Source organism: Sphingobium sp. (assembly GCF_032153725.1).
In the GTDB taxonomy this organism is placed as follows: Bacteria; Pseudomonadota; Alphaproteobacteria; order Sphingomonadales; family Sphingomonadaceae; genus Sphingobium.
Map to the genome: position 1 here is coordinate 1 of NZ_JALDYQ010000070.1, position 26,132 is coordinate 26,132.

General features: G+C 61.8%; 22 protein-coding genes and 2 pseudogenes. 12 read left to right on the forward strand and 12 right to left on the reverse strand.

The features are described from left to right. Window positions 1-329: 329 nt before the first annotated feature. From RUH75_RS18785 to RUH75_RS18800, 4 genes and pseudogenes are all read right to left on the reverse strand, one after another. A complete protein-coding gene (locus tag RUH75_RS18785) occupies window positions 330-2,927 on the reverse strand; it encodes a molybdopterin-dependent oxidoreductase (RefSeq protein ID WP_313808695.1) in 2,598 nt (865 codons plus the stop codon). After that, window positions 2,924-3,070 carry a hypothetical protein gene (locus tag RUH75_RS18790; RefSeq protein WP_409592398.1) on the reverse strand — a complete coding sequence of 49 codons (147 nt, stop codon included), beginning with the start codon at window positions 3,068-3,070 and terminating at the stop codon, window positions 2,924-2,926. The genes RUH75_RS18785 and RUH75_RS18790 overlap by 4 nt, the downstream gene beginning before the upstream one ends. Next, a pseudogene (locus tag RUH75_RS18795) lies at window positions 3,066-4,163 on the reverse strand (NAD(P)/FAD-dependent oxidoreductase); the annotation flags it as partial. The gene RUH75_RS18790 and the pseudogene RUH75_RS18795, both read right to left, overlap by 5 nt. Further along, window positions 4,163-5,386, reverse strand: a complete 1,224-nt coding sequence (locus RUH75_RS18800; RefSeq protein ID WP_313808696.1) for an MFS transporter — start codon at window positions 5,384-5,386, stop codon at window positions 4,163-4,165. The gene RUH75_RS18800 and the pseudogene RUH75_RS18795, both read right to left, overlap by 1 nt. Before the next feature lie 95 nt (window positions 5,387-5,481). Between RUH75_RS18800 and RUH75_RS18805 the strand changes: the two genes are divergently transcribed. After that, entirely contained in the window at window positions 5,482-7,170 is a 1,689-nt protein-coding gene (locus RUH75_RS18805) for a bifunctional protein-serine/threonine kinase/phosphatase (protein ID WP_313808697.1), read from the forward strand. A 302-nt stretch (window positions 7,171-7,472) separates the two neighbouring features. On the opposite strand, the gene RUH75_RS18810 is transcribed toward RUH75_RS18805, so the two are convergent. After that, window positions 7,473-8,975, reverse strand: coding sequence for a hypothetical protein (locus RUH75_RS18810; protein WP_313808698.1), 1,503 nt, complete (start codon window positions 8,973-8,975; stop codon window positions 7,473-7,475). 337 nt (window positions 8,976-9,312) lie between these two features. After that, window positions 9,313-9,636 (reverse strand): metalloregulator ArsR/SmtB family transcription factor, encoded by a 324-nt coding sequence (locus RUH75_RS18815; protein WP_313808699.1) that lies wholly within the window; start codon window positions 9,634-9,636, stop codon window positions 9,313-9,315. Window positions 9,637-9,833: 197 nt separating this feature from the next. Here RUH75_RS18815 and RUH75_RS18820 point away from each other — a divergent pair, with 197 nt between their 5' ends. The 8 genes and pseudogenes from RUH75_RS18820 (at window position 9,834) to RUH75_RS18855 (ending at window position 16,159) form a co-directional block, all read left to right on the forward strand. Continuing rightward, window positions 9,834-10,676, forward strand: coding sequence for an acyl-CoA desaturase (locus tag RUH75_RS18820; protein ID WP_313808700.1), 843 nt, complete (start codon window positions 9,834-9,836; stop codon window positions 10,674-10,676). Between the two features lie 3 nt (window positions 10,677-10,679). Continuing rightward, on the forward strand, window positions 10,680-12,029 hold the full coding sequence (locus tag RUH75_RS18825) for an SRPBCC family protein (protein ID WP_313808701.1): 1,350 nt from the start codon (window positions 10,680-10,682) through the stop codon (window positions 12,027-12,029). Window positions 12,030-12,035: 6 nt separating this feature from the next. Beyond that, window positions 12,036-12,908, forward strand: coding sequence for an oxygenase MpaB family protein (locus tag RUH75_RS18830; RefSeq protein WP_313808702.1), 873 nt, complete (start codon window positions 12,036-12,038; stop codon window positions 12,906-12,908). A gap of 23 nt (window positions 12,909-12,931) precedes the next feature. After that, window positions 12,932-13,726, forward strand: coding sequence for an NAD(P)/FAD-dependent oxidoreductase (locus tag RUH75_RS18835; protein ID WP_313808703.1), 795 nt, complete (start codon window positions 12,932-12,934; stop codon window positions 13,724-13,726). Then, window positions 13,723-13,815, forward strand: a pseudogene (locus RUH75_RS18840) (hypothetical protein); the annotation flags it as partial. The gene RUH75_RS18835 and the pseudogene RUH75_RS18840, both read left to right, overlap by 4 nt. A gap of 21 nt (window positions 13,816-13,836) precedes the next feature. After that, window positions 13,837-14,139, forward strand: a complete 303-nt coding sequence (locus tag RUH75_RS18845) for a hypothetical protein (protein ID WP_313808704.1) — start codon at window positions 13,837-13,839, stop codon at window positions 14,137-14,139. Then, complete coding sequence (locus RUH75_RS18850) at window positions 14,136-14,537, forward strand: thiol-disulfide oxidoreductase DCC family protein (protein WP_313808705.1); 402 nt, start codon at window positions 14,136-14,138, stop codon at window positions 14,535-14,537. The genes RUH75_RS18845 and RUH75_RS18850 overlap by 4 nt, the downstream gene beginning before the upstream one ends. Continuing rightward, complete coding sequence (locus RUH75_RS18855; protein ID WP_313808706.1) at window positions 14,495-16,159, forward strand: DUF4166 domain-containing protein; 1,665 nt, start codon at window positions 14,495-14,497, stop codon at window positions 16,157-16,159. The genes RUH75_RS18850 and RUH75_RS18855 overlap by 43 nt, the downstream gene beginning before the upstream one ends. 117 nt (window positions 16,160-16,276) lie before the next feature. On the opposite strand, the gene rtcA is transcribed toward RUH75_RS18855, so the two are convergent. Together rtcA and RUH75_RS18865 are read right to left on the reverse strand one after the other, a co-directional pair. Continuing rightward, window positions 16,277-17,290 (reverse strand): RNA 3'-terminal phosphate cyclase, encoded by a 1,014-nt coding sequence (gene rtcA / locus RUH75_RS18860; protein ID WP_313808707.1) that lies wholly within the window; start codon window positions 17,288-17,290, stop codon window positions 16,277-16,279. A gap of 26 nt (window positions 17,291-17,316) precedes the next feature. After that, complete coding sequence (locus RUH75_RS18865) at window positions 17,317-18,543, reverse strand: RtcB family protein (RefSeq protein WP_313808708.1); 1,227 nt, start codon at window positions 18,541-18,543, stop codon at window positions 17,317-17,319. 249 nt (window positions 18,544-18,792) lie between these two features. Here RUH75_RS18865 and rtcR point away from each other — a divergent pair, with 249 nt between their 5' ends. Beyond that, on the forward strand, window positions 18,793-20,394 hold the full coding sequence (rtcR, locus tag RUH75_RS18870) for an RNA repair transcriptional activator RtcR (RefSeq protein WP_313808709.1): 1,602 nt from the start codon (window positions 18,793-18,795) through the stop codon (window positions 20,392-20,394). Window positions 20,395-20,529: 135 nt separating this feature from the next. Here rtcR and RUH75_RS18875 read toward each other — a convergent pair whose 3' ends face one another. After that, a complete protein-coding gene (locus RUH75_RS18875; protein ID WP_313808710.1) occupies window positions 20,530-20,985 on the reverse strand; it encodes a group II intron maturase-specific domain-containing protein in 456 nt (151 codons plus the stop codon). A gap of 75 nt (window positions 20,986-21,060) precedes the next feature. Between RUH75_RS18875 and RUH75_RS18880 the strand changes: the two genes are divergently transcribed. Beyond that, window positions 21,061-22,386 carry an LA2681 family HEPN domain-containing protein gene (locus tag RUH75_RS18880; protein WP_313808711.1) on the forward strand — a complete coding sequence of 442 codons (1,326 nt, stop codon included), beginning with the start codon at window positions 21,061-21,063 and terminating at the stop codon, window positions 22,384-22,386. Between the two features lie 366 nt (window positions 22,387-22,752). Here the strand turns inward: RUH75_RS18880 and RUH75_RS18885 are convergent, their stop codons facing one another. The 3 genes from RUH75_RS18885 to RUH75_RS18895 form a co-directional block, all read right to left on the reverse strand. Continuing rightward, the gene (locus tag RUH75_RS18885; RefSeq protein ID WP_313808715.1) at window positions 22,753-22,950 is read right to left on the reverse strand and encodes a hypothetical protein; all 198 of its coding nucleotides are present in this window, start codon (window positions 22,948-22,950) and stop codon (window positions 22,753-22,755) included. 400 nt (window positions 22,951-23,350) lie between these two features. Continuing rightward, on the reverse strand, window positions 23,351-23,737 hold the full coding sequence (locus RUH75_RS18890) for a DUF899 family protein (protein ID WP_313808712.1): 387 nt from the start codon (window positions 23,735-23,737) through the stop codon (window positions 23,351-23,353). A gap of 250 nt (window positions 23,738-23,987) precedes the next feature. Beyond that, a complete protein-coding gene (locus RUH75_RS18895; RefSeq protein WP_313808713.1) occupies window positions 23,988-24,614 on the reverse strand; it encodes a glutathione S-transferase family protein in 627 nt (208 codons plus the stop codon). Window positions 24,615-24,910: 296 nt separating this feature from the next. Between RUH75_RS18895 and RUH75_RS18900 the strand changes: the two genes are divergently transcribed. Continuing rightward, the gene (locus RUH75_RS18900) at window positions 24,911-26,092 is read left to right on the forward strand and encodes a DUF3857 domain-containing transglutaminase family protein (protein ID WP_313808714.1); all 1,182 of its coding nucleotides are present in this window, start codon (window positions 24,911-24,913) and stop codon (window positions 26,090-26,092) included. The last annotated feature ends 40 nt before the right edge of the window (window positions 26,093-26,132 follow it).

A 26,132-nucleotide genomic window follows, 5' to 3' on the forward strand; every position in this document is an offset into this window, starting at 1 on the left:
TCCTGAATCACGCAAACGACCAATCCTCAAGCCATTTTATGAGTTTACGGCCTAGCATCGGCCAATTGAATGACGACCATCTGCGTTGGCGACGATGAAGCACGATGAGAAGATCACGCTCAGCAAGCTCGCGACTCTTCTCGATCATTCAGCTCCAAAATATTCGTGCTCAAGTAGGCGGTCAGCGTATGCTCGGCAGCTTCATCGCAGAGGTGGCACGCGCCAAGTGCGACCCAAAGTAGCCGTTCCCGGGCAAAATTCGCGTTCCAGATTCCTGCCGCTTGTTCATGTTGCTGTGTCTTGACGCAAGCAAGCCAATCAAGCCGGAATCATGCCCGCTGGGGTGCGGAGCCATCTGTGAGAAGACGGGCGATAGCGGGTCGACACGAGCCACAATTCGTTCCTGCATTCAGCGCCGCGCCGACAGCTTCGACCGTGACCAATGACTGAGCGGCTATTGCATCGAGAATCGTGTTCATGCCGACGTCGTAGCAAACACAGACGACTGGACCGCGATCCGGAGCTGGCATCGCCGGGCGTCCCGCCAGCAGCTCGACCGGCGATGCTTCGAAACGGGTCAGTTGACTGACGAGCCAGTCGCGTGAAGGCAAACGGCCGTCGCGGGTAATGTATAATGCGGCGCGCAGCCGCCTTTCCTTTATCACTGCCATGCGCAACGTTCCGCGCGCAGCGTCGGCACTTTCAATCCGATCGCCTTCCGGCATCAACCCCTTGGCAAGCCGTGCCGGGTCGCCGTCCCCCGATAATTCGACAAGCCAGCCCTGCGACACGCGCACCCGTGTTGCATAGGCCGCCGGAATGTCGCGGGGCGCAACATCGCTGATCAGGAAGCCGTTCCATTCCACGGTCAGCTTTTCCACATTGGCCGGCGTGTTCTTGAACCCCGGCTGGCCCGAATGCGGATCGACCAAGGCCCGGGTGAGCAGGCCTGTGCGCCCGCCTGTCGACTGCCGGTCCGTCCAATGGATCGGTGTGAACAGCTCTCCTTTGCGCATGCCGTCACTAAGGACAGCCCGGAAGATGCTTTCTCCCTGCGCGGTCGCCACGCGAACCAGATCTCCGTCCGCAATACCCAGCGCCCGTGCGTCCGCAGGATGGAGTTCCGCCTGTGGTTCACGCCGGTGCTGAGACAATTTCGGCGACAAGCCCGTGCGCGTCATCGTGTGCCATTGATCGCGATAACGCCCCGTGTTGAGGGTCAGCGGATAAAGGGGAAGCGCCTTTTGCGATGCGATTTGCTTGACCGGGATGAGCCGAGCTTTACCATCCGGGTTGGAGAACCGCCCATCCACAAACGGCACGCCGCCCCAGAGCGACGGTTCCATCGCGTCATAATCGAGGTTCGAGATCGCGGCCTGCCGCCTGAGATCGAACAGCCGCGTTCCGTCATTCCGATAGGCTGAAAGCCGTGCGTGCTCACGATAGACGTCAGCGGCGCAATCATAAACGAACGCGTTCCGCCAACCCATTTCCTGAGCCACGCGAGCGACAATCCACCAGTCGGGCCGCGCTTCTCCAGCGGGAGGGAAAATGGCGCGCTGCCGGCTGATACGCCGTTCGCTGTTGGTCACGGTGCCGTCCTTTTCGCCCCAAGCTGCGGCTGGAAGCTTCACGTGGGCGTAACGGCTGGTGTCGGTATCTGCGATGCAGTCCGACAAGACAACGAACGGGCAAGCCGCCAACGCCTCCCGCACCAATCCGGCATCGGGTAATGACACAGCAGGGTTGGTCGCCATGATCCATAGCGCCTTGACGCGACCCTCACGGATCGAACGGAAGAGATCGACTGCCTTCAGGCCCGGCTTCGACGCAATGGCAGGCGACGACCAGAAGCGCTGAACCGTCTCCAGATTTCCGGGTGAGAAATCCATGTGCGCCGCAAGAGTTGAGGCCAGCCCGCCAACCTCGCGCCCACCCATGGCGTTGGGCTGGCCGGTGATCGAAAAGGGCGCAGCTCCGGGCTTGCCAATACGTCCGGTGGCAAGATGCACATTGATGATGGCGTTGACCTGGTCGGTGCCGCGGATCGACTGGTTGATCCCCTGGCTGAACAAGGTGACGGTGCGCGAATATGTGGCAAACAGGTCGTAAAAGGCTTTCAAATCGGCGACCGGCAAGTCGCAGGCTTGTGCGGTTGCCTGGAGCGTGCAGCCTTCGAGTTCCTCCCAGAACTCCTCCGGTGTCGAGACATGGGCCGAAAGATAGGCATGGTCCAGAATGCCAGCGGCGCGGCAATGCTGGAGCAGGCCGTTCATCAACGCAACGTCGCTGCCGGGTCTGAGCTGCAGATGAAGGTCGGCATCCTCGCAGGTTTCGGTGCGACGGGGATCGATGACCACTATTTTCGTGCCGCGCGCTGCCTTGGCGGCCATGATCCGCTGATAGACGATGGGATGACACCAGGCAGTGTTGGAACCCACCAGCACGATGAGGTCGGCTTCATCAAGATCCTCATAAGTGGCCGGCACCACATCCTCGCCGAACGCGCGAACGTGACCTGCGACAGCACTCGACATGCAAAGGCGAGAATTCGTGTCGATATTGCCTGAACCGATGAAGCCCTTCATCAGCTTGTTGGCGACATAATAATCCTCGGTGAGCAGTTGGCCCGATACATAGAAGGCCACGCTATCCGGTCCATGGCGCGCGATAATATCCTCAAATCTCCGCGCCACATGACGGATAGCCCGATCCCACCCGACCTTGCGCCCACCAATCTCGGGATGAAGCAGCCGCCCTTCGAGACCAACGGTTTCCCCCAGGTGGGTTCCCTTCGAGCAGAGCCGACCCGCATTGGCCGGATGCTCGTGGTCGCCCTTGATTACGACATTGCGCCCCTCGCCGGGTACGGCGATGATGCCGCACCCTACCCCGCAATAGGCGCATGTCGTTCGAATTGCTGTCACGCCAGCCCCTGCAATGCTTCCTTCCGGCCGATGAAGATGCGGCCATTGTCGACCTTGACCGGGATGACGGGCACGCAGCCCTCATCGTCGCCAAGGGCGTGACCGTCGATCAGTGAGATGCGCCAGCTATGGAGCGGGCACACGCTTATAAACGCCACGGGTCGCATCGCGCAGGACAATGTCCTCGCACCCCTCGCCACCGGCAAAATCGCCTGCCGAGAATACGTCGATCCCCGAGACCTTGAGCTTGGTGGAGGTCACCGAGCCCCCATAAGGGTTCTCATTGTCCACCAGCCCGTCCGCCAGGCTGCGGCACATTTCCCAAAGCGGCGCAACCAGACCATAGATCATGCCATCATGTTCGACGCACTCGCCGACCGACAGGATGTCCGGATCGGAGGTGATCATATGATCGTCGACGACGATGCCCCGGTTGACCTCAAGCCCCGCGTCGCGTGCCAACCCGGCCGACGGACGGATGCCAACCGCCATGACGACGATGGAGGCCGGAATCTCGGTCCCGTCTTTCAGACGCACGCCTTCGACCCTGCCTTCGCCATAGATTTCGGCGGTATCCGCTTGGGTAAGGATAGTCTGGCCGCGGCGTTCGAGTTCGGACTTGAGCAGATAGCCCGCCGCCTCGTCAAGCTGCCGCTCCATCAATGTCGGCATCAGGTGGATCACCGTCACCTTCATGCCCTGGAGCGCAAGACCGTGCGCAGCCTCAAGGCCCAGCAGGCCGCCACCGATCACGACTGCACACCCCGACTCTCCATCGGGGCCACGCTTTCCAGCCGCGTCAAGCATCCGGTCCACATCGTCGAGATCGCGGAAGGTGACGACGCCGGGCAAATCCTTGCCCGGAACGGGGATGATGAAGGGATCGGACCCGGTGGCAATCAGCAGCTTGTCATAATCGACAGACGTGCCGGACTGTCCCGTCACCGTTTTCGCATCGCGGTCGATGGCCACCACCGGATCGCCGGAAATCAGCTCTATGCCATTGTCGGCATACCAGGCGGCGTCGTTGATGATGATGTCATCGAACGACTTTTCACCTGCCAGCACTGGCGAGAGCATGATGCGGTTGTAATTCACGCGCGGCTCGGCCCCGAAGATCGTGATGCGGAACTTCCCCGCATCGCGTGCGAGTATTTCCTCCACGGCACGGCACCCGGCCATGCCGTTTCCGATCACGACGAGATGCGGCTTTGCTGTGCTGGCCTCCGTGGACATCAGATTTGCACTCCCTGGATGGCGGCGCCCCAGGTGGTGCGCCACCTCTTCTTGACCGAGGTCAGCCCGGCCAGCGCGATCAGTGCCAGCACCGAAAAGACAAGGAATCCCGGTGCGGGCGAACCCATCCACTGCTTGGCAAGGCCGAGCGAGGAAGCGAGATAGAAGCCGCCAACACCGCCACCGAAGCCGACCAGCCCCGTCATCACGCCGATTTCGTGCCGGAAACGCTGCGGCACCAGCTGGAAAACCGCACCATTGCCTATGCCGAGCGTTGCCATGACCGCGAAGAACAGCGGGAACATGACCACAAAGTTTACTGGTGCCATGCTGATAGCGGCCAGCAGAGCGGCTGCGACCATATAGACCAGCGACAATGTCCGGATGCCCCCGATCCGGTCGGCCAAAGCCCCGCCGAAGGGACGGACCAGCGAACCGGCAAAGACGCAGGCGGCAGTGGCATAACCGGCGTGGACCGGCGTCATCGCCAGTTCCCCGGTGTACCAGCTCGGCAGCGAACTGCCGAGGCCGACGAACCCGCCGAACGTCACGCCATAGAAGAGGATGAACCACCAGGCATCGCCTTCGCCCAGCATCTTGAAATATCCCGCAATATACTGGCTCGTCGTCCTGGCGGGCGGCTGATGTGGGCTGTCCTTCACAAAGATCATGTAAAGCACAAAGACCGCCGCGAGCGGGATCAGCGCAAAGCCCAGAACGTTGTTCCATCCATAAGCCTTGGCGAGCATCGGGGCGAAGAGCGCGGCGAGAACGGTGCCGCTGTTGCCCATGCCCGCGATGCCCATCGCCTTGCCCTGATGTTCGGGTGGATACCAGCGCGAGGCCAACGGCAAGGCAACGGCAAAGGCGGCACCAGCGAAACCAAGGATCACGCCAACCGCAACAAGGCCTTCCAGGCTACTCACACCAAAATGCCACGCGACGGCCAGACCCGCCATGACCACGATCTGGCCGAGCGCGCCGGTCACTTTCTGACCAATCCGGTCCACGAGGAGGCCGTTGACCAAACGCAGAACCGCCCCGGCCAAGGTCGGTACGGCAACGATGAAACCCTTCTGGGCGGGATTGAGATCCAGTTGCTTGGCGATGATCGGCGCAAGCGGGCCGAGCATGTTCCAGACCATGAAGGCAATATCGAAATACAGGAACGCCATGATCAGCGTCGGCCTGTGTCCGGATTGCCAGAAAGACTTGCTGCTCATCACAACGGGCTCCTGAACGAAAATGGCGAGAGGACTTGACGGTTACGGAAAATGTTGGCTCCCCTCACGCGCATGGGTGCGCATGAGGGCTTGGCGTGAGACCAGAGGGGCGTTTGCAGGTGTCGGGCGGAGTTGCTTCCGACAAGGGCGTGCGCCCGGACAACCAGGATTTTGCCGCCATTTACGAAGGCACCGACACCGAGCGTCGGCTGCACGGCATGACGGCGGCGCTGGCCGACGGCGTGGGTGGCGCCAAAGGCGGCCGGATCGCGGCCGAGCTGGCGGTCCGAGAACTGATCGACGGGCTTTATACCCAGCCCGACACGATCGGTCCTGCGGCGGCCGTGCAACATGTCATGGCGCCCTATAACCGTTGGTTGACGGCGATGGGGCGGACCGAAGCCATGGCCAATGCGGCGACGACTTTCACCACGCTGGTTCTCAAGGGACGCAAGGGCCATGTCCTGCATGTCGGTGACAGCCGGGCCTGGCATTTCCGCGACGGGCACCTGACCTTGCTGACCCAGGACCATTGCCGGTCCCACCCGGACCAGCGCCACATCCTCTACCGCGCGCTGGGCATCGAGGAGCGGCTGCGGCTCGACCATCAGGAGATCGTCCTTGCCGAGCACGACCGCCTGCTGCTGACGAGCGACGGCGTTCATGGCAGTCTGTCGGCGCGCAGGCTGGAAAAACTGCTCGCCGCGCGCAATTCCGCGCAGGCCGATGCGGAGGCGATCGTCGAGGCGGCGCTGGCGGCCGGAAGCAAGGACAATGCGAGCGCGGTGGTACTCGACATCGTGACCCTGCCAGCCATGGATCAGGACAGTGTGGCCGGCGATATCGCCAGATTGCCGATCCTCAATCCGCCGAAAGAGGGGGACAGCGTGGACGGCTTTCGGCTCGACCAGCTGCTGTCGAACGGACGCTATACGCGCCTGTTCCGCGCGACCGACATGATCGGCGGCCAAGATGTGGTGATCAAATTCCCCAAACCGGCGACGCTTTCGGGAACCGGCGCGCAGCTTGCCTTCGCACGCGAAATGCTGGTCGGCAGCCGCGTATCCAGTCCCTTTGTCGGCGGGGTCGTCATCGTTCCGTCCGACCGGCAGTCGCGGCTCTATGGCGTCCAGCCCTATTATGACGGCATCACGTTGGAGCAGCGTCTCGCAAGGCCGCTCAGCATCGCCGATGGCCTTGCAATCGCCATCAAGCTCACCCGCGCCGTTGCCGCGCTGCATCGGCTCGATATCATCCACCGGGATATCAAGCCGGAAAATGTCATCCTGCTGCCCGACGGCGGCCTGAAGCTGGTCGATCTCGGCGTCGCCCGCTTGCCCCGCATCGACGAATTCGCGGCTAGGGAGATCCCCGGCACACCGACCTACATGGCCCCGGAAATGTTTGCCGGCAACCTTGGCGATGAGGGCACCGACCAGTTTGCGCTCGGGGTCACGCTCTGGCGCACCTTTGCGCGGACTTTCCCCTATGGCGAGATCGAACCCTTTACCCGGCCGCGCTTTCGCAAACTGGAAGCGCCCAGTAAGAAGCGGGCGGACGTGCCGGGCTGGCTGGACACCGCCCTGATGCGGTGCGTCGCCGTCGATCCTGGCGAACGCTTCGGCGATGCGATCGAACTGCTTCGCGCCCTGGAGGCGGGGGCGGCAGTGGAGAGGGTGGAGATGCGCTTTAAACCCTTGATCGAAAGCGATCCAGTGCGCTTCTGGCAAGCGATTTCGGCGATCCTGCTCGTCGCCCTGATGGTTGCGCTGCTCCATCGATAGGCTGACGCCACGGATGGGGAGCGAATGGGCAGCGCGGTGCAAACCACGCTGGCTCCCCATCTTTGATTTCTCCCGCATCGCCCGTTCCCAAAACACAGAAAACCGCGCAGCCCGAAACATTTGGTTCCAGGCAGCGCGGCGCCATTGCCACTGCTCTCAATCAGCAAACCCAGCGCCACGGCATTGCGGCACTGAATTTATAGAATCAGCGGAACGTCCTTGTTCTGCTGATGCGGCCATATTGTCGTCCAACTCCCCTCGATTCAAGGGCGATCCTTGACTGCCTTGTCGTGCAGGCCCGCTCAACCGCGCCGCCATACCCGGACAAGGGCGAGGAGCTTGGCGCGCATCGACAACCGCCGGTCGGAAAAGGCTTCGAGGAATTCGGACAGCCGCTGGGATTTCGCCGCCGTATAGAAAGTCAGCGCCGCAACAGGAATGAACACCAGGACGAACAGGAGCAGGCGCTGGAGTACGGGTGCGTGGCCAAAGTCAAAAATATTCATGCCCAGAACGCCCGTCGCGACCGTACCGATCAGCCCGAAAAAGGTGACCACTGTGAGCCGCACGACCGAGTTGGCCTGGCGGCGCAGCCCGTCGCTGTCGAGATAGTCCATCATGTCGTTGACCTCCTCGCGCACCTCATGGAACAGTGCTTCGGTGCCCAGTTGGGCAGACCAGCGTGCGAAGATGTCGTGCGCCGGCCCCTGGGTCGTGACTTCGCTAAACCAGTAGCGATGGGTGAAGCGCAGGAAATTCTCGTGGATGAGGCGAATCTCGCGCTTGAACCTCTTGACCGTCTCGGGCGCATAGTCAGCAAGCAGGCCCATCGCCGTGACCAGCCGGTCGCGGAACACCATGAGAGCCGCGCGGTGGAAATGCGCGATCAGCGCGAGCAGGAAATATTGGTGGCGGAATTTTGCGAGAATGCCATGCTCCGCGTCGATGAAGCGCGGGTTGGCGGCGTCGCCGACCATCAGGAACGCATAGCCCGAGCAGATCATCCGCGTCGCAATATGATCGTGACCGCGCTCAGCGTCCCAGAAGCGGTCATAGCAATAGCGTGCTTCGAAATCGTCGATATAGCGCGCGCCGAATGGCGCATCACCGGGCTTTCCGGGCGCCGCAGCGAGTCCGAGCCGGACCCAATCGTCTCGGGAAATGCATTGCGGATCGTCGCACGCGAGGAACCCAAGCAGCGGAATGCGCTCCTGCTCGATCAATTGGAAAGCAATTGCGTCAGCGCCCGCTCCATGCGCCGGCACCAGCGGTGTGAGTAGCCACGCCCAATGCGCGGCAATTTCCGCTGAACGCCGGTCGCATACCGCCGAGATGAAGCGCTGCTTATCGGCATAATCGGCAGTTGCCAGGATGCGGCCCTCACTGTCCAACAACTCGACTCCGTTGCAACAGTGGAGGCCATATCCGGCCTCATCCCACGACGCCGGATAGGCGCGGGCGATGCGGAACAAGGCGTCCTGAGCCGACGCCAGGCCAAGGTCTTGTGCGCAAAACTCGACGGCCAGGATCGCCAGATCGATGTCATGAAAGAAATAGAGTTCCACCCGCGGAATCGCAAAGACGATCGGCGCATCACCGGATCGCAGCGTCACCCGAGCCGAGGCGACGTCATCCCGTCGGAACACGCGAATTGCTGGTGCGAGCGCCGATGCGCCGATCCCCTCGCCATAGAGGAAACGCTGCACGTCAGGCATGAACGAGAGGAATTCGGCATAATGCTGTTCGCGGTCCTCGATACTGGCTTGACCCCAGTCACAGGCGACGTCGCGCCACGGGCCGGGCACTGCAAGCCTCTCCCAAATTGGCGCGGGCGCTATCGTCCCGGGGCGTGCCGCGAGTTGCAAAGGGTAGAGCAGGATTTCGCGGAATGCGCACACGGTTGGTGCTGCACCAAATTCCGTGGGGTTGTCGCCTGCGCGTCCATCCATTCACCGCCCCCCTGCCGACACTATCGACGCCGATCATATATCGCGGACCGATTGGACAAAAGCGGGCGCCGGACGATTTGGCATTTCAGGATGCAACTATCCGATACGTCCGACTCATTCCGGTCGCTCGCGTTACAAAAATCTCAGTGCCGACAGCGGACATTCTGCTTCGGTACAAATGGCGGTTCACTGATTAGCCGCCAGAAGGAGGCTTCCGGGATTTCGCGATCTTCGCACTTTCTGCCTTGAGTGGCCGTGACACAGGGCAGACCTCCTGAACATAGGCGTTCAGCGTGTTCGTGAGACTGCCGGGGACAAGCCTGTAATAGACGAACTGGCCCCGCTTTTCACTGGTGATCAGCCCCGCATTCTCCAACACTGCCAAATGCTGGGAAACCGCAGGCTTGGACATGGCGAACCGCGAGGCGATGTCGCCAGCGTTGAGTTCCGCGTGCGCTAGATACGCCAATATCTTACGGCGCGGTGCGGAGGCGAGAGCTTCGAAGACCTTCTGCATGGGATATATTTAAGGAATAAGCTAATCACTTGACAAGCCCTGATCATCATTTAAGAAATAAGTTAAATACCTTGGAGGTTGCCGTCATGGACATCGTCGACCGTTGCAGCGTGAACAGCTTGAGGGAAGTGCCAGGTTGCAACCCTGTGGATGGGATCGTCCGGTGGGATCCTGTGCATTCCCTATGGAATGGCGGCATGCTTCTAAGCGCTGTCTTCCTCGCCCCAATCTTTTTCAGTTGGAGCGCCGTCGCCGTCTTTTTCCTCCTGACCGGCGCCTCGCTGCTATTGGGGCACAGCGTCGGCTTCCATCGCCGACTGATCCATCGCAGCTTCGATTGCCCCAAATGGCTGGAGCGGACGTTGGTCTGGATCGGGACGAGTGTGGGCATGAGCGGCCCACTGTGGATGATCCGTACACATGACACGCGCGACTGGGCACAACGTCAGGCTGACTGCCATGACTATCTCGCCCACCGCCAGTCGATGCTGAGGGATGCCGTCTGGCAACTCCATTGCCGACTGGATCTCCAGCACCCGCCCGCCTTTGATTACGGCGAGGCGGGCAAAGACTCCTTCTACCGCTTTCTGGAAGCGACATGGATGGCGCAGCAAATCCCTGTCGCCGCATTGCTGTTCATGGGTGGAGGATGTAGCTGGGTGGTCTGGGGTATCTGTGTCCGTGTCAGCATCTCGGTGACCGGACACTGGTTCGTGGGCCATCTGGCGCATCGCACGGGACCACAAAGCTGGCTGGTCAAGGGAGCCGGTGTTCAGGCGCATGACGTGCCGTGGGCCGCGATCCCGACCATGGGCGAGGCGTGGCACAATAACCATCATGCCTTTCCGGGATCGGCGAGGATAGGCTTGCATCCGGATCAGAGCGACTGGGGCTACGCCTTTATCAAGCTGCTTCAGAAGCTGGGTCTGGCATGGGACATCATCCTCCCACACCATCCGGACCGCGCCGCGGCCGTGACGCAGATGGCGAGTGCGCTTCAGCCCGAACGCGCCAGCCCGATAACTATGAGGGGGATATAGCCCATGCGCCATCCTCTTTCGTTTCGTGGCGAAATCTCGCCTCTCCTCTACGCCGTACTGGCTCCGGTTCTACTTCTGACGCAGCACGCCGTGGTAGCGGTGGCTTTCATCAGGGACAGCTATCCTATCCCCCTCGGTGCAAGCTTCTGGCTTTTACCGCTACGCAGCCTGACCCTGCTTCCCGGTCTGGGCATGACGACCGCGGCTGTGTCGTTCGCCATCAGCCTTTTCATAGCCTGGGGGCTGGCGCTGCTTTCCTTCCGCCGGGCGGCGTGGTCCGGCGGCGGCTATTTTCTCGCCGCGCTCGCAATCGTGCCTATGGTCCAGATCGCCGCTGTGGCCCTGCTGTTGATCCTGCCACGCCTGTCCACGGGAACCGATCCAGAACCCGAAGCGGGTCTGGATGTCAGGAATATGATGCAGGGCGTCCTTGCTGGCGTTGCGATCATCGTTCTGGCAATCCTGATCTCGGCAGTCTCTTTCGGCGCGTACGGTTGGGGCCTGTTTGTCATGACACCCTTTTTGGTCGGCATGACCACCGGCTTTCTCGCCAATCGGCGCAGATCCATGAGTTTCGGTCAAACGAGCCTGTTGGTTTTCGGCGCCACGGGGATCGGATCGCTGGCATTGATTCTGCTCGCGCTGGAGGGAATGCTGTGCATCTTGATGGCCGCCCCGCTCGGCGGGGTTGTCGCGATTGTGGGTGGTGGTCTGGGCCGTGCTGCTGCGCGTATCGGCAGGAAAAAAGATCAACCGCTCATGAGCCTCGCCCTGTTGCCCGCCCTTTTCGCACTGGAGGCAGCAATGCCCCCCAATGCGCCGATTGCGACTTTTGAATCCATCGAAATCGCGGCACCGCCCTCGGCAGTCTGGCGCGCTCTGACGGACAGCAGGACCATAGCATCCGGGCCGGGCATCATTGGCTTATCCGGCCTTGCCTACCCGATCCGTGACCAGCTGCTTGGCACGGGCGTCGGCGCGGAGCGCCTGGGCGAATTCTCAACCGGCATCGCTCGCGAGAGGGTGACGCAATGGGAGCCAGGAAGGCGCTTTGCCTTCATCGTGGTCGAGCAGCCTCCAGCCATGGAGGAAATGAGCCCCTACCGGAAAGTCCACGCACCTCATGTGCACGGATATTTCGACACTGCCGAAACCCGCTTCGACCTCGAATTCCTTGCCGATGGCAGGACCAGGCTTACGGCGCGAGCCAACCATATATTGAAGATGGACCCGGTCCTCTATTGGGAACCCGTGGCGCGATGGGCGATCCATCTGAACGTCACGCGGGTATTGCGCGACGTCGCGGAAAAGGCTGTTGCCGATGGCAACCACAATGTCCGTTCGCGAGCTTAATATCTAATGACAAGCGCGTTCCTTCCGGCCACCGCCTTTCTCCGCCGCGCTCTGGTTCGGCGTGTCCGCGCGGTGTTCAACGACCGCGCCAAAGGCGAAAAGCCTGTGGTCCGCTCGTCCAACGCGCTTTTCCCACGCGATTCCGTGATCTGGCGTGTGCATGGCGATGTGACGACGATGATGGTGGGCGGTGTCTCCGCCCTGCTGCTCCAGATGCTGCACCCGGCCGCTCTAGCCGGCATATGGGATCATTCGACCTTTCGCGACGACATGCTGGGACGGCTGCGGCGGACGGCGCGATTCATTGCCGTCACAACCTATGCGGACCGTGCCGACGCCCTCGCCGCCATCGAGCGGGTGAAAGATGTGCATGACCGCGTCACCGGCATTCTGGCGGATGGCACGCCCTATTCGGCCAATGATCCCCATCTCCTCGCCTGGGTGCATGTGACGGAAGCCTTATGCTTTCTGGATGCCTGGATCCGTTATGGGGAACCGGGCATGAGCCGGAAGGATCAGGACAGCTACTTCGCCCAGTTCGCGGAGGTTGCGATCATGCTCGGAGCAAATCCGGTGCCCAGAACCCGCGCCGAAGCGGAGGCACTGGCCGGGAGGATGCACCCCGAACTCCACGCCGATCCCCGCACGCGGGAGGTCGCGCGCATGGTCCTCCACCAGAAAGCCCCCGGACCTGCCGCCATGCCGGTGCAGAGGATGGTAATGGAGGCAGCGGTCGATCTTCTTCCCCGATGGGCGCGAGTCATGCACGGCCTCCCCATCCGCAACCTCCGCCTGCCTGCCATCAGGCTTTCCACGCGGCTGGTTGCCGGCACCATAAGATGGGCCTTCGCGGGAGAGCGCAGTCCATTGGAAAAGTAGGCCTCATCGTCTAGGTAGCGCACATGAGGGGGCTCGACATCGCGATTGCAGGATGCGGACCGTGCGGCATGGCGACCGCGCTGCTCCTTCATCGCGCCGGTCATCGGGTGACGCTGTTCGAGCGTTTCGACGCGCCTCGGCCGGTCGGATCTGGCCTGATGCTCCAGCCCACGGGCATGGCGGTCCTTGCCGAACTCGGCTTGCTGGACGAGGCAATACGGCATGGCGCGCGCATTGACCGTTTGTTCGGCAAGGCGGGCAAGCGCGTCGTCCTCGATGTGGCGTACGCCGCGCTGAAGCGACAAGCCGCGTTCGGACTAGGCATCCACCGCGCCAGCCTCTTCGCAATCCTGCATGATGCGGTGCTGCGCTCAGGCATCGCGATGCGCACCGATCATGAGGTGACAGGCAGCATCATCGAGGGCAAGCGGCGGTCGCTTTCCTTCACCACCGGACGAAGCGCGCCTTTCGACCTGATCGTCGATGCGCTGGGCACGCGGACGCCGCTGGCACCGCCCACCGGGCGGAGCCTTGCCTATGGCGCGCTCTGGGCCAGCCTGGACTTGCCGCCGGATGCAAGCTTCGATGCCCGTCGGCTCGAACAGCGCTATGAGCGCGCCAGCATCATGGCGGGAGTCCTGCCCATCGGCACCCCGCCGGGCACGGAGACGCCAAGGTCGCCTTCTTCTGGTCGATCCGCGCGGACAGGCTGGAGGCATGGCGCGACGCGGGCCTTGTCCAATGGAAAGAGCAGGTCGCCGCGCTCTGGCCCGCTTGCGCTCCACTCCTCGATCAGATCCGGGAGCCGGAACAACTGACCTTCGCTGCCTATGCCCATCGCACGCTCTCCAGCCCGGCAGAACCGGCGCTCATCCACATCGGCGATGCCTGGCATAGCGCAAGCCCGCAGCTTGGACAGGGCGCGAACATGGCCATGCTCGACGCCTGGGCGCTCGCTCGCGGACTGGAGGATGCAGACGGCGTAGACGAGGGGGTAAGGCGCGCCATCACTCTGCGCCGACGCCATGTAGGGGTCTACCAGTGGCTCACTGCTCTTTTCACCCCGGTTTACCAGTCCGACAGCCGCCTGCTGCCGCTCATCCGTGACCGTCTGGTCGGGCCGCTGTCAAAGCTCTGGCCCGCGACCCGCATTCAGGCCGCGATGGTGAGCGGACTGGTGGCCGATCCGCTCGCGCCTCTCGGTCTGCGGCACAGGCTGGCGGCGGTATGAAGAGCGAGGGGCCGATCATCATTTTCGACGCGCTGTGTGTACTCTGCTCCGCCAATGCCGCCTTCGTCCTGCGTCATGACCGCGCCGGGCGGTTCCGGCTCGCCTCGATGCAGGGGGATGTTGGCGCCGCTCTCTGCCGCCGCTTCGGGATCGATCCAGCCAATCCGGAGACGTTGATCGTGGTCGACGGCGATTGCGCGCTGCGTGACAGCGATGCGGTCCTCGCCATATGGGTGGGGCTGGACTGGCCGTGGCACGGGCTCGCGGCCTTGCGGCTGGTGCCGCGCGCTCTGCGCGATCCTGTCTATCGCTGGATCGCCCGGCACCGCTACCGCCTCTTCGGCAAGCGGGAAGCATGCTGGCTGCCGTCGCCGGAACAGTCGCGGCGCATCCTGTGACGCGCATCCTGCTTCTGGGCGGCTATGGCGGGTTTGGGGGCCGCATTGCGCCGCGTCTCATCGCCGCCGGTCATGAGATTCTGGTCGCGGGCCGCTCGCTGGACAAGGCGCGCCGCTTTTGCGCGAACCGACCGGGGCTGGTGCCGCTGGCCATCGACCGTGGCGAGATTGCTGAAGCGCTCGCCGAACACCGCCCGGATATGGTCGTGGACGCCTCCGGCCCCTTTCAGGCGCTTGGCTATGACGTGCCGCTGGCCTGCATTGCGGCGGGCGTCCATTATGTCGACATTGCCGATGGGCGCGATTTCGTATGCGGCATCGGCGTGCTGGATCAGGCCGCGAAGGCCGCAGGCGTCGTCATCCTTTCCGGCGCATCAAGTGTCCCCGCGCTATCCGGCGCGGCTGTTCGCCGGCTCGCCCAGGGCATGGACAGGGTGCGCGCGGTCGAGATGGCGATCAGCGCTTCCAACAAGGCGACCGCAGGCCCCGCCGTCGCAGCCGCGATATTGGGGCAGGCAGGAAAGTCCGTGCAGATCTGGCGCGGATGCCGCTGGGTCCGCGCGTTCGGATGGCAGGAAATACGCCGCCTCAGCTTCGCCTGTCCGGGCACGAAGGAGATTTCGGGACGCGCCGCGGCATTGGTGGACGTGCCCGATCTCGCGCTTCTTCCGGGCCGCCTCCCCGGCAAGCCAGCGGTCATTTTTCGCGCCGGGACGGAACTCGCCTTCCAGAACCGAGCGCTTTGGCTGGCGAGTTGGCTGGTCCGCGCGGGGCTGGTCGTCTCGCTCGCGCCGCTGGCCCGCTGGCTCCGTCCGCTTCAGGGGCTGACCCGCAACTGGGGCGGCGACAGGTCCGCCATGACGGTCCGCCTCTTCGGCGATATAGAGGATAAACGGGTAGAGCGCCGCTGGACCCTGATCGCCGATCATGGCGATGGTCCCGAAATACCGAGCCTTTCCGTGCCCCCGATTGTGGCACGCATATTGTCGGGGCAGGAGCCTGCCGGAGCGCGGGACGCGGGTATGGCGCTGACCCTCGGCGATTATAGCGACGCCTTTTCTGGTCTCGCCATCCGGCACAGCGTGGAGGAGGAGCCCGCCGCACCGCCGCTCTATGCCCGCGTTATGGGCGGCCGCTTCGCGCAATTGCCACCGGAAGTGCGCGCCATGCACCATGTCTTTCGCGACGGCGGAGCCACAGGCGAGGCGGAGGTGGCAGGTGCCGCAAACCCGGTTGCCGCCCTTGTCGCGCGCATCGTGAGCTTTCCTCGCCCCGGCCACCACAAGCTGCACGTCCATTTCAGCGAAGCGGATGGCCAGGAAATCTGGACCCGCAATTTTGGGGGAAGACAGTTTCGCAGTCACCTCAGCCAGCGCGGTCCCTTGCTTGTCGAACGCTTCGGCCCCTTCCACTTCGCCTTCGCTCTGCCGAGCGACGATCATGGGCTTACAATGGTCATGCGCCGCTGGTCGCTAGGTTCGTTTCCCTTACCGCTATGGTTGGCACCCCGATCGGTCGCTCGTGAATGGGTCGAGGACGGGCGCTTTTATTTCGATGTACCTATAAAGCTGCCGATCATCGGGCAGCTAGTGCACTATCGAGGGTGGCTGATGCCTGAGTAGGCGCGACCCTTATCGACCACTCATAGGTCAATATTCGCTTCCCACAAGCGGACGTTCATTCATGAAGTTTGGGTGAGTGGCAGCCACGCTCCCGATGATGTGAGAGCATGGCTCCTTCTATCGAATGGTCAGCAGATGCGTCCCACCCTGCTGCTGGGCAAACCCAAGCCGCCGATCCAGAAAGCGCCCGATCACGTCAATGGCCGTCAGGCTGTGTTGGCTCGGCTTGACCGTGGTGAAGCTGCCACCGCCAGCGAGCGCGAAGGGAAGGAGCAGCTGATCGGCCAGGTAGGGGCCGGCAAAGGCATCGGACTCCAGAAACCCGAGCATCCGGCCGACCGCCTTCTTGGACACGCGCTCAGCTGTCACGCCCAGTTGGCCGAAGCCGCTAACAATTTCGGTCCCATGCTCGAACCGCGCCTCCAGCAACAGGATATTGCCCGGCCCTTGGTCTTCAGGCAATTCGCGCGCACAGGCCTCCCGTTCCGACCAGCCGAGATCGCGGGGCACGACGTTGATCTCGCGCTCCGCGATCTCGAACGGCAGGCCAGCAAACAGGGCCTGGCCGCTGACGCCCATCAGCGAACCACGCTCCAGGCAATCGATCGGTCGCAGTGGCGCCGGACTGATGTCGACTTCGATCCGACCGCCACCGCGTGGATAGAAACCGTGGCGGATGAGCCGTGCCTCCACCTTCGGCCCCATGCGATTGATGATTGGCAGGAAGCATTTCGCGATGAAATCGAACGGCGGCGCGAGCATGTTGTGCGTGCCACCCTCCAGCACCAGCCGAGATGGGGCGTCGGCCAGCAGCAACGGCATCAGCACGGTCTGGAGGACAAGGCCCGTCGATCCGGCCGTGCCAACCGCGAAGTGATATTTCCCCGGCACAATGCGGCCCGGCGTGAAGCTGAGCGCAGACGAGCCCACATGGAGTCCCTCGCATTCGGCATTGCCGATGACGCACGCGGCCTCGACCGCGGTCACATGCTGGCGCATGAGCCCCGGCTTCGACCGCTTGGCGCGAACATTCTCGATGCGGACGGCTTTGCCAGTGACGAGTGAGAGCGCGCACGCATTGCGCACGACCTGCCCGCCGCCCTCGCCATCCGATCCGTCGATGATGATCATAATTCCCCCTGGATATGCGCGAAGGGTTACCCCTTCACGCACACCACCTGTTTCAGCGTGTGGACGATCTCCACCAGATCGGCCTGCGCGGCCATCACGGCTTCGATCGACTTGTAGGCCTTGGGCGTCTCGTCGATGACGCTCTCGTCCTTGCGACATTCCACGCCTGCCGTATCAGCGATATGCTCGTCGAGCGAGACCAGCTTCTTGGCCTGGGTGCGGGACATCACGCGCCCCGCGCCATGGCTGCAGCTCTCAAACGATTCGGCATTGCCGAGACCGCGCACGATGAACGATTTCGCGCCCATCGAACCCGGGATGATGCCCATCGTGCCCTTTGCGGCGCGAACCGCGCCCTTGCGGGTCACGAGTACATTCTCGCCGAAGTGGTTCTCCCGCGTCACATAGTTGTGATGGCAGTTCACCGCCTCCAGTTCGGCGTCAAAGGGCTGGGCGATCTGGGAACGGAGCGCCCGGATCACATTGGTCATCATCATCCGGCGGTTCAGCGCCGCAAAGTCCTGCGCCCACTCAACCGCCTCGACATAGTCGTTGAAATGGTCGGTCCCTTCCGGGAAGTAGGCAAGATCCTCGTCGGGCAGGTTGATAAACCACTTGCGCATGTCCTGCCTGGCCAGTTCGATGAAGAAGGTGCCGATCGCATTCCCCACGCCGCGCGAGCCCGAGTGGAGCATGATCCACACACGCTGCTCGGTATCGAGGCACAGCTCGATGAAGTGGTTGCCTGTCCCCAGCGTCCCCAGATGAGTCAGCTGGTTGGTGTTCTTGAACCGCGGATATTTCGCCGTGATACCATCGAACCGTTCGACGAGCGTCGCCCAGGCCGACACGATCTCGGCTGGCGGGTCGCCCCACGAGCCGTGATCGCGCTGGCCACGGCCAACCGAACGACCGTGCGGCACCGCCCGCTCGATCGCCGACCGGATGCCTTCCAGATTATCCGGAAGATCGCTCGCCATCAGCGAGGTGCGAGCCGCCATCATGCCGCAGCCGATGTCCACGCCCACGGCAGCCGGGATTACCGCGCCCTTGGTCGGGATCACCGAGCCCACAGTGGCGCCAATGCCGACATGCACGTCCGGCATGGCCGCCACATGCTTGAACACAAAGGGCATGCGGGCCGCCTTGCGGAGCTGCTCGTGCGCCTTCTCGTCGACCGGCACGCCGCGCGTCCACAGCTTGATGGGCTTACTGCCCTCGACATGCTGAATATCGTAAGTGCGCTCGGTCATCATTCTATCCTTAAGGCGTTGGGGTGGCCGGCCCATTCCGGCCACCCGCTTCGCCGCATGCCGGCGAGTAATCCGCCTCGCCGACGTATCCCCACTAAGCATGCACCGTGCCAGATATCGCATCAGTCTTCATAATATTTCTATTTCTTTGATATTTATGAATTATTTCTGAAACAGAGGAAAATCCTATCCCGAAGAAACAGCAAAAATATGATCGCTATGGATATGATTTTATCCCATAATATAAACATGAAACCTCTGACCGTGATCGGATTCCTCGGCTCCACCCTCGATGCGAGCAAATTCGGCCCTTCGCGCTGGAACAAGTGGCGCCCGACCGTCGCACTGACGATGCATGAGGATCTGCGGGTCGACCGGCTGATATTGCTGCACGGCAGCCCCCATCGCCGCCTCGCCGCACATGTGGCGGAGGATATCGCCGACATCTCGCCGGAAACCCACGTCGATATGCGCGTCCTCGACTTTCGCGATCCCTGGGATTTCGAGGAGGTCTATGGAAAACTGCTCGACTTCGCCCGCGCCGAGCCGTTCGATCCGGACGTGGAGGACTATCTGCTTCACATCACCACCGGCACCCACGTCGCGCAGATTTGCCTCTTCCTCCTGACCGAGGCGCGATACCTGCCTGGCCGACTCCTGCAGACCCAGCCCACCAAGCGCGCTGAGGATGGTGGCGCGCCAGGCCGCTGGAGCATCATCGACCTCGACCTGTCGCGCTATGACAGCATCGCCACCCGTTTTGCTGTCGCCAGTGCGGAAAGCACATCGTTCCTGAAGTCTGGTATCGATACGCGCAACGCCGCCTTCAATCGCATGATCGACGAGATCGAACAGGTTGCCCTGCGGTCGCGCGCGCCAGTGTTGCTGATGGGGCCGACAGGCGCGGGCAAGAGTCAACTCGCCCGGCGGATATACGAGCTCAAGAAAGCCAAGCATCAGATCGCCGGGCCGTTTGTCGAAGTGAACTGCGCCACGCTGAAGGGTGACAGCGCCATGTCGGCGCTGTTCGGCCATCGCAAGGGCGCCTTCACCGGCGCCGTCGCCGAACGCCCCGGCCTGCTGCGTGCCGCCGACAAGGGCATGTTGTTCCTGGACGAGATTGGCGAGCTCGGCCTCGACGAGCAGGCGATGATCCTGCGGGCGATCGAGGACAAGCGCTTCCTGCCCGTCGGCGCGGACAAGGAGGTCGCGTCGGACTTCCAGCTCATTGCCGGCACCAATCGCGATCTGGGCGAGGCGGTGGCGGCGGGCGCCTTTCGCGATGATCTTTATGCGCGCCTGAACCTCTGGACCTTTCGCATGCCCGGCCTTGCCGACCGGCGCGAGGATATCGAGCCCAATCTCGATTATGAACTGGAGAGGTTCGCCGAGCGCGAGGGCGACCAGGCCAGTTTCAACAAGGAAGCGCGCCAGCGTTATCTGGCCTTTGCAACATCCAGCGAAGCGCGTTGGCCGGGCAATTTCCGCGATCTCGCCGCGAGCATAACCCGCATGGCCACGCTCAGTCCAAAGGGGCGCATCGATGTCGAGTGTGTGGACAAGGAGATCGAACGGCTGCGCCAGCTCTGGTCGGGGCAGGTCGGTAATAGCCCCGACATATTATCGGAACTGCTGGATGCCGACCAGATCGCCGAACTCGACCTGTTCGATCGCGTCCAGCTGGCCGAAACGATCCGGATATGCCGGGCCAGCCGCTCACTGTCTGAGGCAGGACGGGTGCTGTTCGGTGCATCCCGCGCACGTCGGAGCAGCTCGAACGATGCGGATCGATTGAGAAAATATCTGGCACGTTTCGAACTGGACTGGTCGATTGCGAGCGATCGGGGCTAACGGTAGAGTCAGGAAGTGGCGCGGTGTCGTGCGGCGCGCCTGTGGGGCTTGCCAGACGGCCCGTTTCCACTCCCTGCTCATCGAACCGGACATGCAGATCTCCCGCATCCGGCTCTCGGACAAGACATCACGCCGTCACCCACGGCGGGCTGCGGCCAAATCCGCCAGACGCACGAGGCCGAAGCGTTCGTATAGCTCGGGGGTGTGATAGGCTCCCTCTCGCTTTCGTCTGTTCTTGTGCTTGGCACGTAGCCACCGGCGCAACCGCACCGCTGTGTAGCTGTCGATGGCGCGGTATGCCTTGCTCGTGGTCCCAACCGAGAAGTAGTTGGCCCATCCGCGCAGCACCCGATTCATCTTGGCCACCAGATATGTGGTATCCTGCCACGTACGCGCTCGGTCCGTCAGTTCGTGGATCGTTGCGACCACGCGCTGGATGCTTTTCTTCGATGGCCGGTAGCCTATGCGGGCTTTGCCGGAGATCGGAGAGTACATCCGACCGAACGTGTATCCCAGAAAGTCGAACATCTCGTCCGGCACCTTGCAGATACGTGTCTTTTCCTCGTTCACCGTCAGCTTCAGCTTTTCCATGAGCGGGGCGCGAAGCGCGCCCTTTTCCTGCTCGACGATCTCGGCAAGCGGACGCTTGACGACAAAGACGGTGCGTTGATCGAATATTTCAGGGCAAATGCCTGGGCGGCCCGGTCGCACATCGCAAAGGTGCGCCAGTCATGGTCTTGGGAATCGGTCGAGCGGCAGGAAGAATTGCTGGCGCTTTCCCGTGCCGCAACCCATCCGGGATTCGCCAGCCTCGACAAGGTTCGGCGCTGTCAGATTCTGACGAATCGGGCGAATGTGCTCAATACCGTCGGTCGCTCCATCGATGCGATCGCGGGGTGGGATGCTGCGCTACAGATCATTCCCGGTTTCGCGATAACACGGGGCAATCGGGGATATGGCCTCAAGACGCTTGCTGGAATGCTCGTTGATGACCGCGAGCGGGCGATCTTTGCGCTGCACGCCTATGATGGCCTTCGCTCTACGATGGCCGACGACGCCATCTACGATTCCCCTGATCCAACCGACGCCATTGCTTTCTTTGCGAGCAAAGCATCCGAACTTGCGAACGCCGTCAACATCGATGCGGCCCGCGCCATGCAGCGGCTCGACGAAGGGAGTGTTGGTCGTTCCAACTGCGAGCGCACTTATCGCAAGTGGTGTCTGCAAAATCAGCTTTTCCTGTCCCCGCTCAATGACCTCGGTGCATTTGTGGCCGCTGCGACTGACGACTGGATGCTCCCCCCAATCATCGAAGCATTTGGCGACCGGCCCGATGGCCATCTTCCCCCACCGATCTTAGGCGTCTTCAACCAGTTGAAGCAGGAATACGTGTCTAAGCGTTTCACACTGTTCGAGGGCGTAAGCTCCACCGCCGTTCACTTTTCTGATCGTGGCGTATCGCTTACCGACACCCTCGACTATCCGCTATACTCGCTTGCGAGCGAGCGTGTTCGAATGGCATTCCGCATCGCCTATTCGCTGCTCGACAAGGTTGCTTTTGTCGTCGATCACTACTGGAAGCTCGCGAAGGTTCCTGATCGGATCAGTTTCAAAAGCGTCTGGATGGTTGAGGGAAAATCCCGGTTGCTGTCGCAATTTGAGGCTCGTGAGAATCTCCCGTTGCGCGGCTTGTTCTGGCTGTCGAAGGAACTCTTCGACGATGATTTCCAGATGACAACGGCCGCCGACGCGCGCGACCTGCACACCATCCGCAATGCACTCGAACATACATATCTTCGCGTCAGCGAAGGATGGGCCAAGCCATTCACGATAACCGCGAAGAACTACCAGGGCCTTGGCATCGAGGTTGGCAGCGATGACCTCGAAGCAAAGGCCCTCCGGCTTATGAAGCTGGCGCGGTCTGCACTTTTCCACCTTTCGTTTGCGATCGGCGTTGAAGAGCGCAGCAAACAGCGCGCGTGCCCAGACTAACTCGTCGGCTCGATGCCGCTCTACGGCCTCAAAGACAGTCGTAAGCGTCGCGATCCAATGTAGCATGGCGCTACCGGGGGCTGAACAAATGGCAGTTTTTAGAAAGTCGTCATTTTAGCTTCAACGTCGGCTAAGTCGGCGGATCTGGAAAGGTTGGCACTAACTCTGCGGAACGTATCTGCCGGTATCGAAATCACGCATCAGAGTCGTACCCACGGGCTCATCGATCCATGCCAGCCAACTATCGTCCCGGTTAAGCACCGCCCCGAGCGCCACATAAGAAAACTTGCGGACCTCCATGTCGTCATCAGTCGCATCACCCCGCCTACCTCGAATACGCCGTAAGCGTGGCCTGAGGACCGCGGGTCAGGCGGCTTCGGCGATGGGTTGCTGATCTGGCCGCCAGTTCCACGGCATCAGTTCATCCCAGCGGGATGAAGGCCAGTTTCCAGCGATCTTGGCGGATACGCAGTCAACCTTCACGCCGACAAGCGCACGCTCAAGGTCGAGGGTAAAACGACTGTATTTCATGCCGAGCTGAACGACGGCCCGGGCGGGTGCCATGTTAGCACGGGTGAGCGGCATTTCTGTGCCGCTTGTGCCAGCGCGCTGTGGGTATTCAGTCCAGAGTATCCCGAACTGTTTCACCCCTTCGCGTCAGCCATCGATAGCAAACTGCCGAAGGCCCCATCGCTCGTCCACATGATGCTATCGTCGAAGGCAGCTTGGGTTGAACCTGAGATCGGCCCGGACGACCAGTGTTTCGAGGAATATCCGGACAACGCGCTGGAGGATTGGCACCGGGCGCATGGTCTTTGGATCGACTAGCCATGCCTGATTTGTGCTCGGGCTAGCGACGCGCGAGTGGGCGCGGAAGACCGGACTGACGTCCTAGTAGGTGATGCTAGGGTAGCTGTCTGGTTGCGACACATCATTGGGATATGGTAAAGAGTGCCATCGCGGATCACGCGTGGCGGATGTGATCGGCGTTGCCGTTCACGCTGCTCAGGAATGCCGTGCACATGGGGCAAGGGCGCTGGCGTTTGGGGCCGTACATCCAGTTATAGACGAACAGCGTGTCCTTATCACCGAACAGGTCGGCGAAACCGATGGGATTGGCGCCCTTTACGCTGCTGGCCTCGCCCAGGAACTGGTAGTCACCCTTCGCCTCACCGCCCGGCGGCAATGCACGACGCTGTGCGGCGACGCGCGCGATGTAGCGGTTGAGTTCGATCTCCTCGGCCAACAGGGCCTCCCGGGCCTTACGATACTCGGCGCTCTCATTCGGCTGACGGGCGCGGTTCTTGTGAGCGATTACGGTGGCAGGTTGCAGGGCGGTACCATCGGCCATGGCTTTATCTCCCAGTTCAAACCCCTTTAACTCTCCACCCCGTCCTTAGGGTTCCGCCGCATACGAGACTGGATGAGCGACAGCTTTATATCGGGTCACGGAAGTTGCCTGTCCGGACACGGCCCCGTTGCAGCCTTTGAATAGGCATGTACGTAGGGCAGGTTTCGACGAGCTAACCTGGGCCAACGAGCGACGGCTATGTCGGCGGGTGCTACCGTCTCACGCCCCAGCGCGCGGAGTAGGCAGAGGCTTAGGTGCTCACCCCTTCGTGCGAACGCTCCATAGCGCGCTTATAGGCGTCGCGGCCCGTCGTGCGCGCGATATAGGCTTGTTCAGCGTGGCCGAGGGTGATGCCGCAGTTCCGTTGGCCGAGGTTCAGCGCGTAGGTCACCGAAATGTCGGCCGCAGTGAATGACTCGCCCGCGAGGTAGGGCGAGTTGGCAAGCCGTTGGCTGACCAGCTTCAGCCGTTTCTGGAACGACCGCAGGCACCAGGTCGCGCCCCAGTTCTCCCGCTCGGCCTCGGGCGCAATGAAGCGGCTGACGACGACGGGCATCATTAGAGTCGCGAGGCCGGCTTCACCGAGGTGCAGAAACTGTTGGTAGGCGGCGAAGTTCGGATCGTGCGGCGCCGGCGCCAACGGCGTCGGCCCGTAGCGCGCCATCAGGTACTCCATGATCGCGATCGACTCGACCATGATGACATCGCCGTCCTGGATCGCCGGGATATAGTCGGCGGGGTTGACCGCCAGAAATTCGGGGTCTTGCTCGGCGGCCAGCATGTCGACCTGCCGCACGCGGTAGGGAAGGCCCATCTCCTCCAACACCCAGACGACCCGGATGGATCGCGAGGTCTGCCCACCCCACACGGTAATCATCGGCTGGCCCTTTCCCACAACGACTGAGGATAGCCCTAGCAAAGCCATGTGACTTTGGCACTCCAGGCACACGCTTTCAAATGAACGAACGACAGGTTCCGAGGTCAACCCAAGGAGCACCATACGACCGCAATGTCGGCGTTTCTGACATCGCGTTACGGATAAACGCCAAGGGCACCTTTCTGATCATCACACCCTGAATCGGACAGACGGCAAACTGCCCAAGTTTCCCATTCCGCCCTGGATTATTTAAACTTTAGCCGCTTAGATCAGTACCAGTCGGTCGGGGAGCATGCATGCTGAAGTTTGTGTTCGTTTTCGCTCTAAGTGCATTTGCGATGCCGTTGCTCGCAGCCGACAGCTTCGTGATTGCACCCCCAGGAAAGTGGGTCTTACCGGCAACGGTCGCGCCTGAAGCGAAACCGGATGACGATCTACCGGTACGCAGCTTGGTGCAGGATAGCCAAATCCAATTGGACCATGGCTTCACCCGCATATTCAGCCGGTCGGTCCTCGAAATTCGCAAGCCCGAAGGGCTTGCGGCCGTATCGACCATAGCTCTCCCTTGGCGTCCAGATACAGACGAACTGACGGTCCATTGGATTCACATTCTTCGGAAGGGAGAAACCCTCGACCTTCTCACCAAGGGACAAAAGTTCACCGTGCTCCGTCGCGAAGCGAATCTCGAACGGGCCATGCTCGACGGCACATTGACGGCGGTAATTCAGCCCGAAGGCGTACAGGTCGGCGACCAAATTGACCTTGCCTACACGATCACGCGTAGAGACGCCGTACTGGGATCACATGACGAATTTCTGACGGGTGAGCTGAACATGACGCCGCTTGAGCAGCTTCGCATGCGAGTCTCATGGCCCAAAGGAGAAGCTGTTCGATTCCGGCTTGGCTCGCGCCTTCCAAGACCCGTGCTCACGACAACCGGGCAGCTGACGACGCTCGAATATAATGCTCGAGGCGTGCTGCCCCAGCGAACCCCCAAAGGCGCGCCGCCGCGCTACTCAAACCTGTCGAGCATGGAATTCACGGATGCTGTCAGTTGGAGCGATATCGCTGGTCTGATGAGGCCGCTCTACGCGACCGCCGCCACGCTCAGTCCCCAGAGTCCGCTTCAAGCCGAAATAACGAAGATAGCGGCATCGAGCACCGATCCGCTCAAACGCGCGGAGGCGGCGCTGCGGCTGGTACAGGATCAGGTTCGATATGTTTACCTGGCCGTCGGCGTCAGCGGTTACGTTCCCGCGAACGCGGATACCACATGGGCAAGACGGTTCGGCGATTGCAAGGCCAAGTCGGCGCTGCTGGTTGCGCTGCTTCACGGACTGCAGATAGAAGCCACACCGGCGCTGGTGAGCACACAAAATGGGGACGGCCTTGACGGTCGCCTGCCGCTCATGCAGCATTTCGATCACGTAATCGTGCAGGCCCGCATCAATGGGCGAGCCTATTGGCTAGTCACCTGAATCTAAAGTTCGCCACATAAAGTTTGTTCGGTTTTTTGGC

Bases quoted from the DNA above. Each gene is read 5' to 3' on its own strand.
- RUH75_RS18800 (WP_313808696.1), bottom strand. From the start codon at position 5,386: ATGAGCAGCAAGTCTTTCTGGCAATCCGGACACAGGCCGACGCTGATC.
- RUH75_RS18815 (WP_313808699.1), bottom strand. From the start codon at position 9,636: ATGCAGAAGGTCTTCGAAGCTCTCGCCTCCGCACCGCGCCGTAAGATA.
- RUH75_RS18820 (WP_313808700.1), top strand. From the start codon at position 9,834: ATGCTTCTAAGCGCTGTCTTCCTCGCCCCAATCTTTTTCAGTTGGAGC.
- RUH75_RS18825 (WP_313808701.1), top strand. From the start codon at position 10,680: ATGCGCCATCCTCTTTCGTTTCGTGGCGAAATCTCGCCTCTCCTCTAC.
- RUH75_RS18830 (WP_313808702.1), top strand. From the start codon at position 12,036: ATGACAAGCGCGTTCCTTCCGGCCACCGCCTTTCTCCGCCGCGCTCTG.
- RUH75_RS18835 (WP_313808703.1), top strand. From the start codon at position 12,932: ATGAGGGGGCTCGACATCGCGATTGCAGGATGCGGACCGTGCGGCATG.
- RUH75_RS18845 (WP_313808704.1), top strand. From the start codon at position 13,837: ATGGCCATGCTCGACGCCTGGGCGCTCGCTCGCGGACTGGAGGATGCA.
- RUH75_RS18850 (WP_313808705.1), top strand. From the start codon at position 14,136: ATGAAGAGCGAGGGGCCGATCATCATTTTCGACGCGCTGTGTGTACTC.
- RUH75_RS18855 (WP_313808706.1), top strand. From the start codon at position 14,495: ATGCTGGCTGCCGTCGCCGGAACAGTCGCGGCGCATCCTGTGACGCGC.
- rtcA (WP_313808707.1), bottom strand. From the start codon at position 17,290: ATGATCATCATCGACGGATCGGATGGCGAGGGCGGCGGGCAGGTCGTG.
- RUH75_RS18865 (WP_313808708.1), bottom strand. From the start codon at position 18,543: ATGACCGAGCGCACTTACGATATTCAGCATGTCGAGGGCAGTAAGCCC.
- rtcR (WP_313808709.1), top strand. From the start codon at position 18,793: ATGAAACCTCTGACCGTGATCGGATTCCTCGGCTCCACCCTCGATGCG.
- RUH75_RS18875 (WP_313808710.1), bottom strand. From the start codon at position 20,985: ATGGAAAAGCTGAAGCTGACGGTGAACGAGGAAAAGACACGTATCTGC.
- RUH75_RS18885 (WP_313808715.1), bottom strand. From the start codon at position 22,950: ATGGCACCCGCCCGGGCCGTCGTTCAGCTCGGCATGAAATACAGTCGT.
- RUH75_RS18890 (WP_313808712.1), bottom strand. From the start codon at position 23,737: ATGGCCGATGGTACCGCCCTGCAACCTGCCACCGTAATCGCTCACAAG.
- RUH75_RS18895 (WP_313808713.1), bottom strand. From the start codon at position 24,614: ATGATTACCGTGTGGGGTGGGCAGACCTCGCGATCCATCCGGGTCGTC.
- RUH75_RS18900 (WP_313808714.1), top strand. From the start codon at position 24,911: ATGCTGAAGTTTGTGTTCGTTTTCGCTCTAAGTGCATTTGCGATGCCG.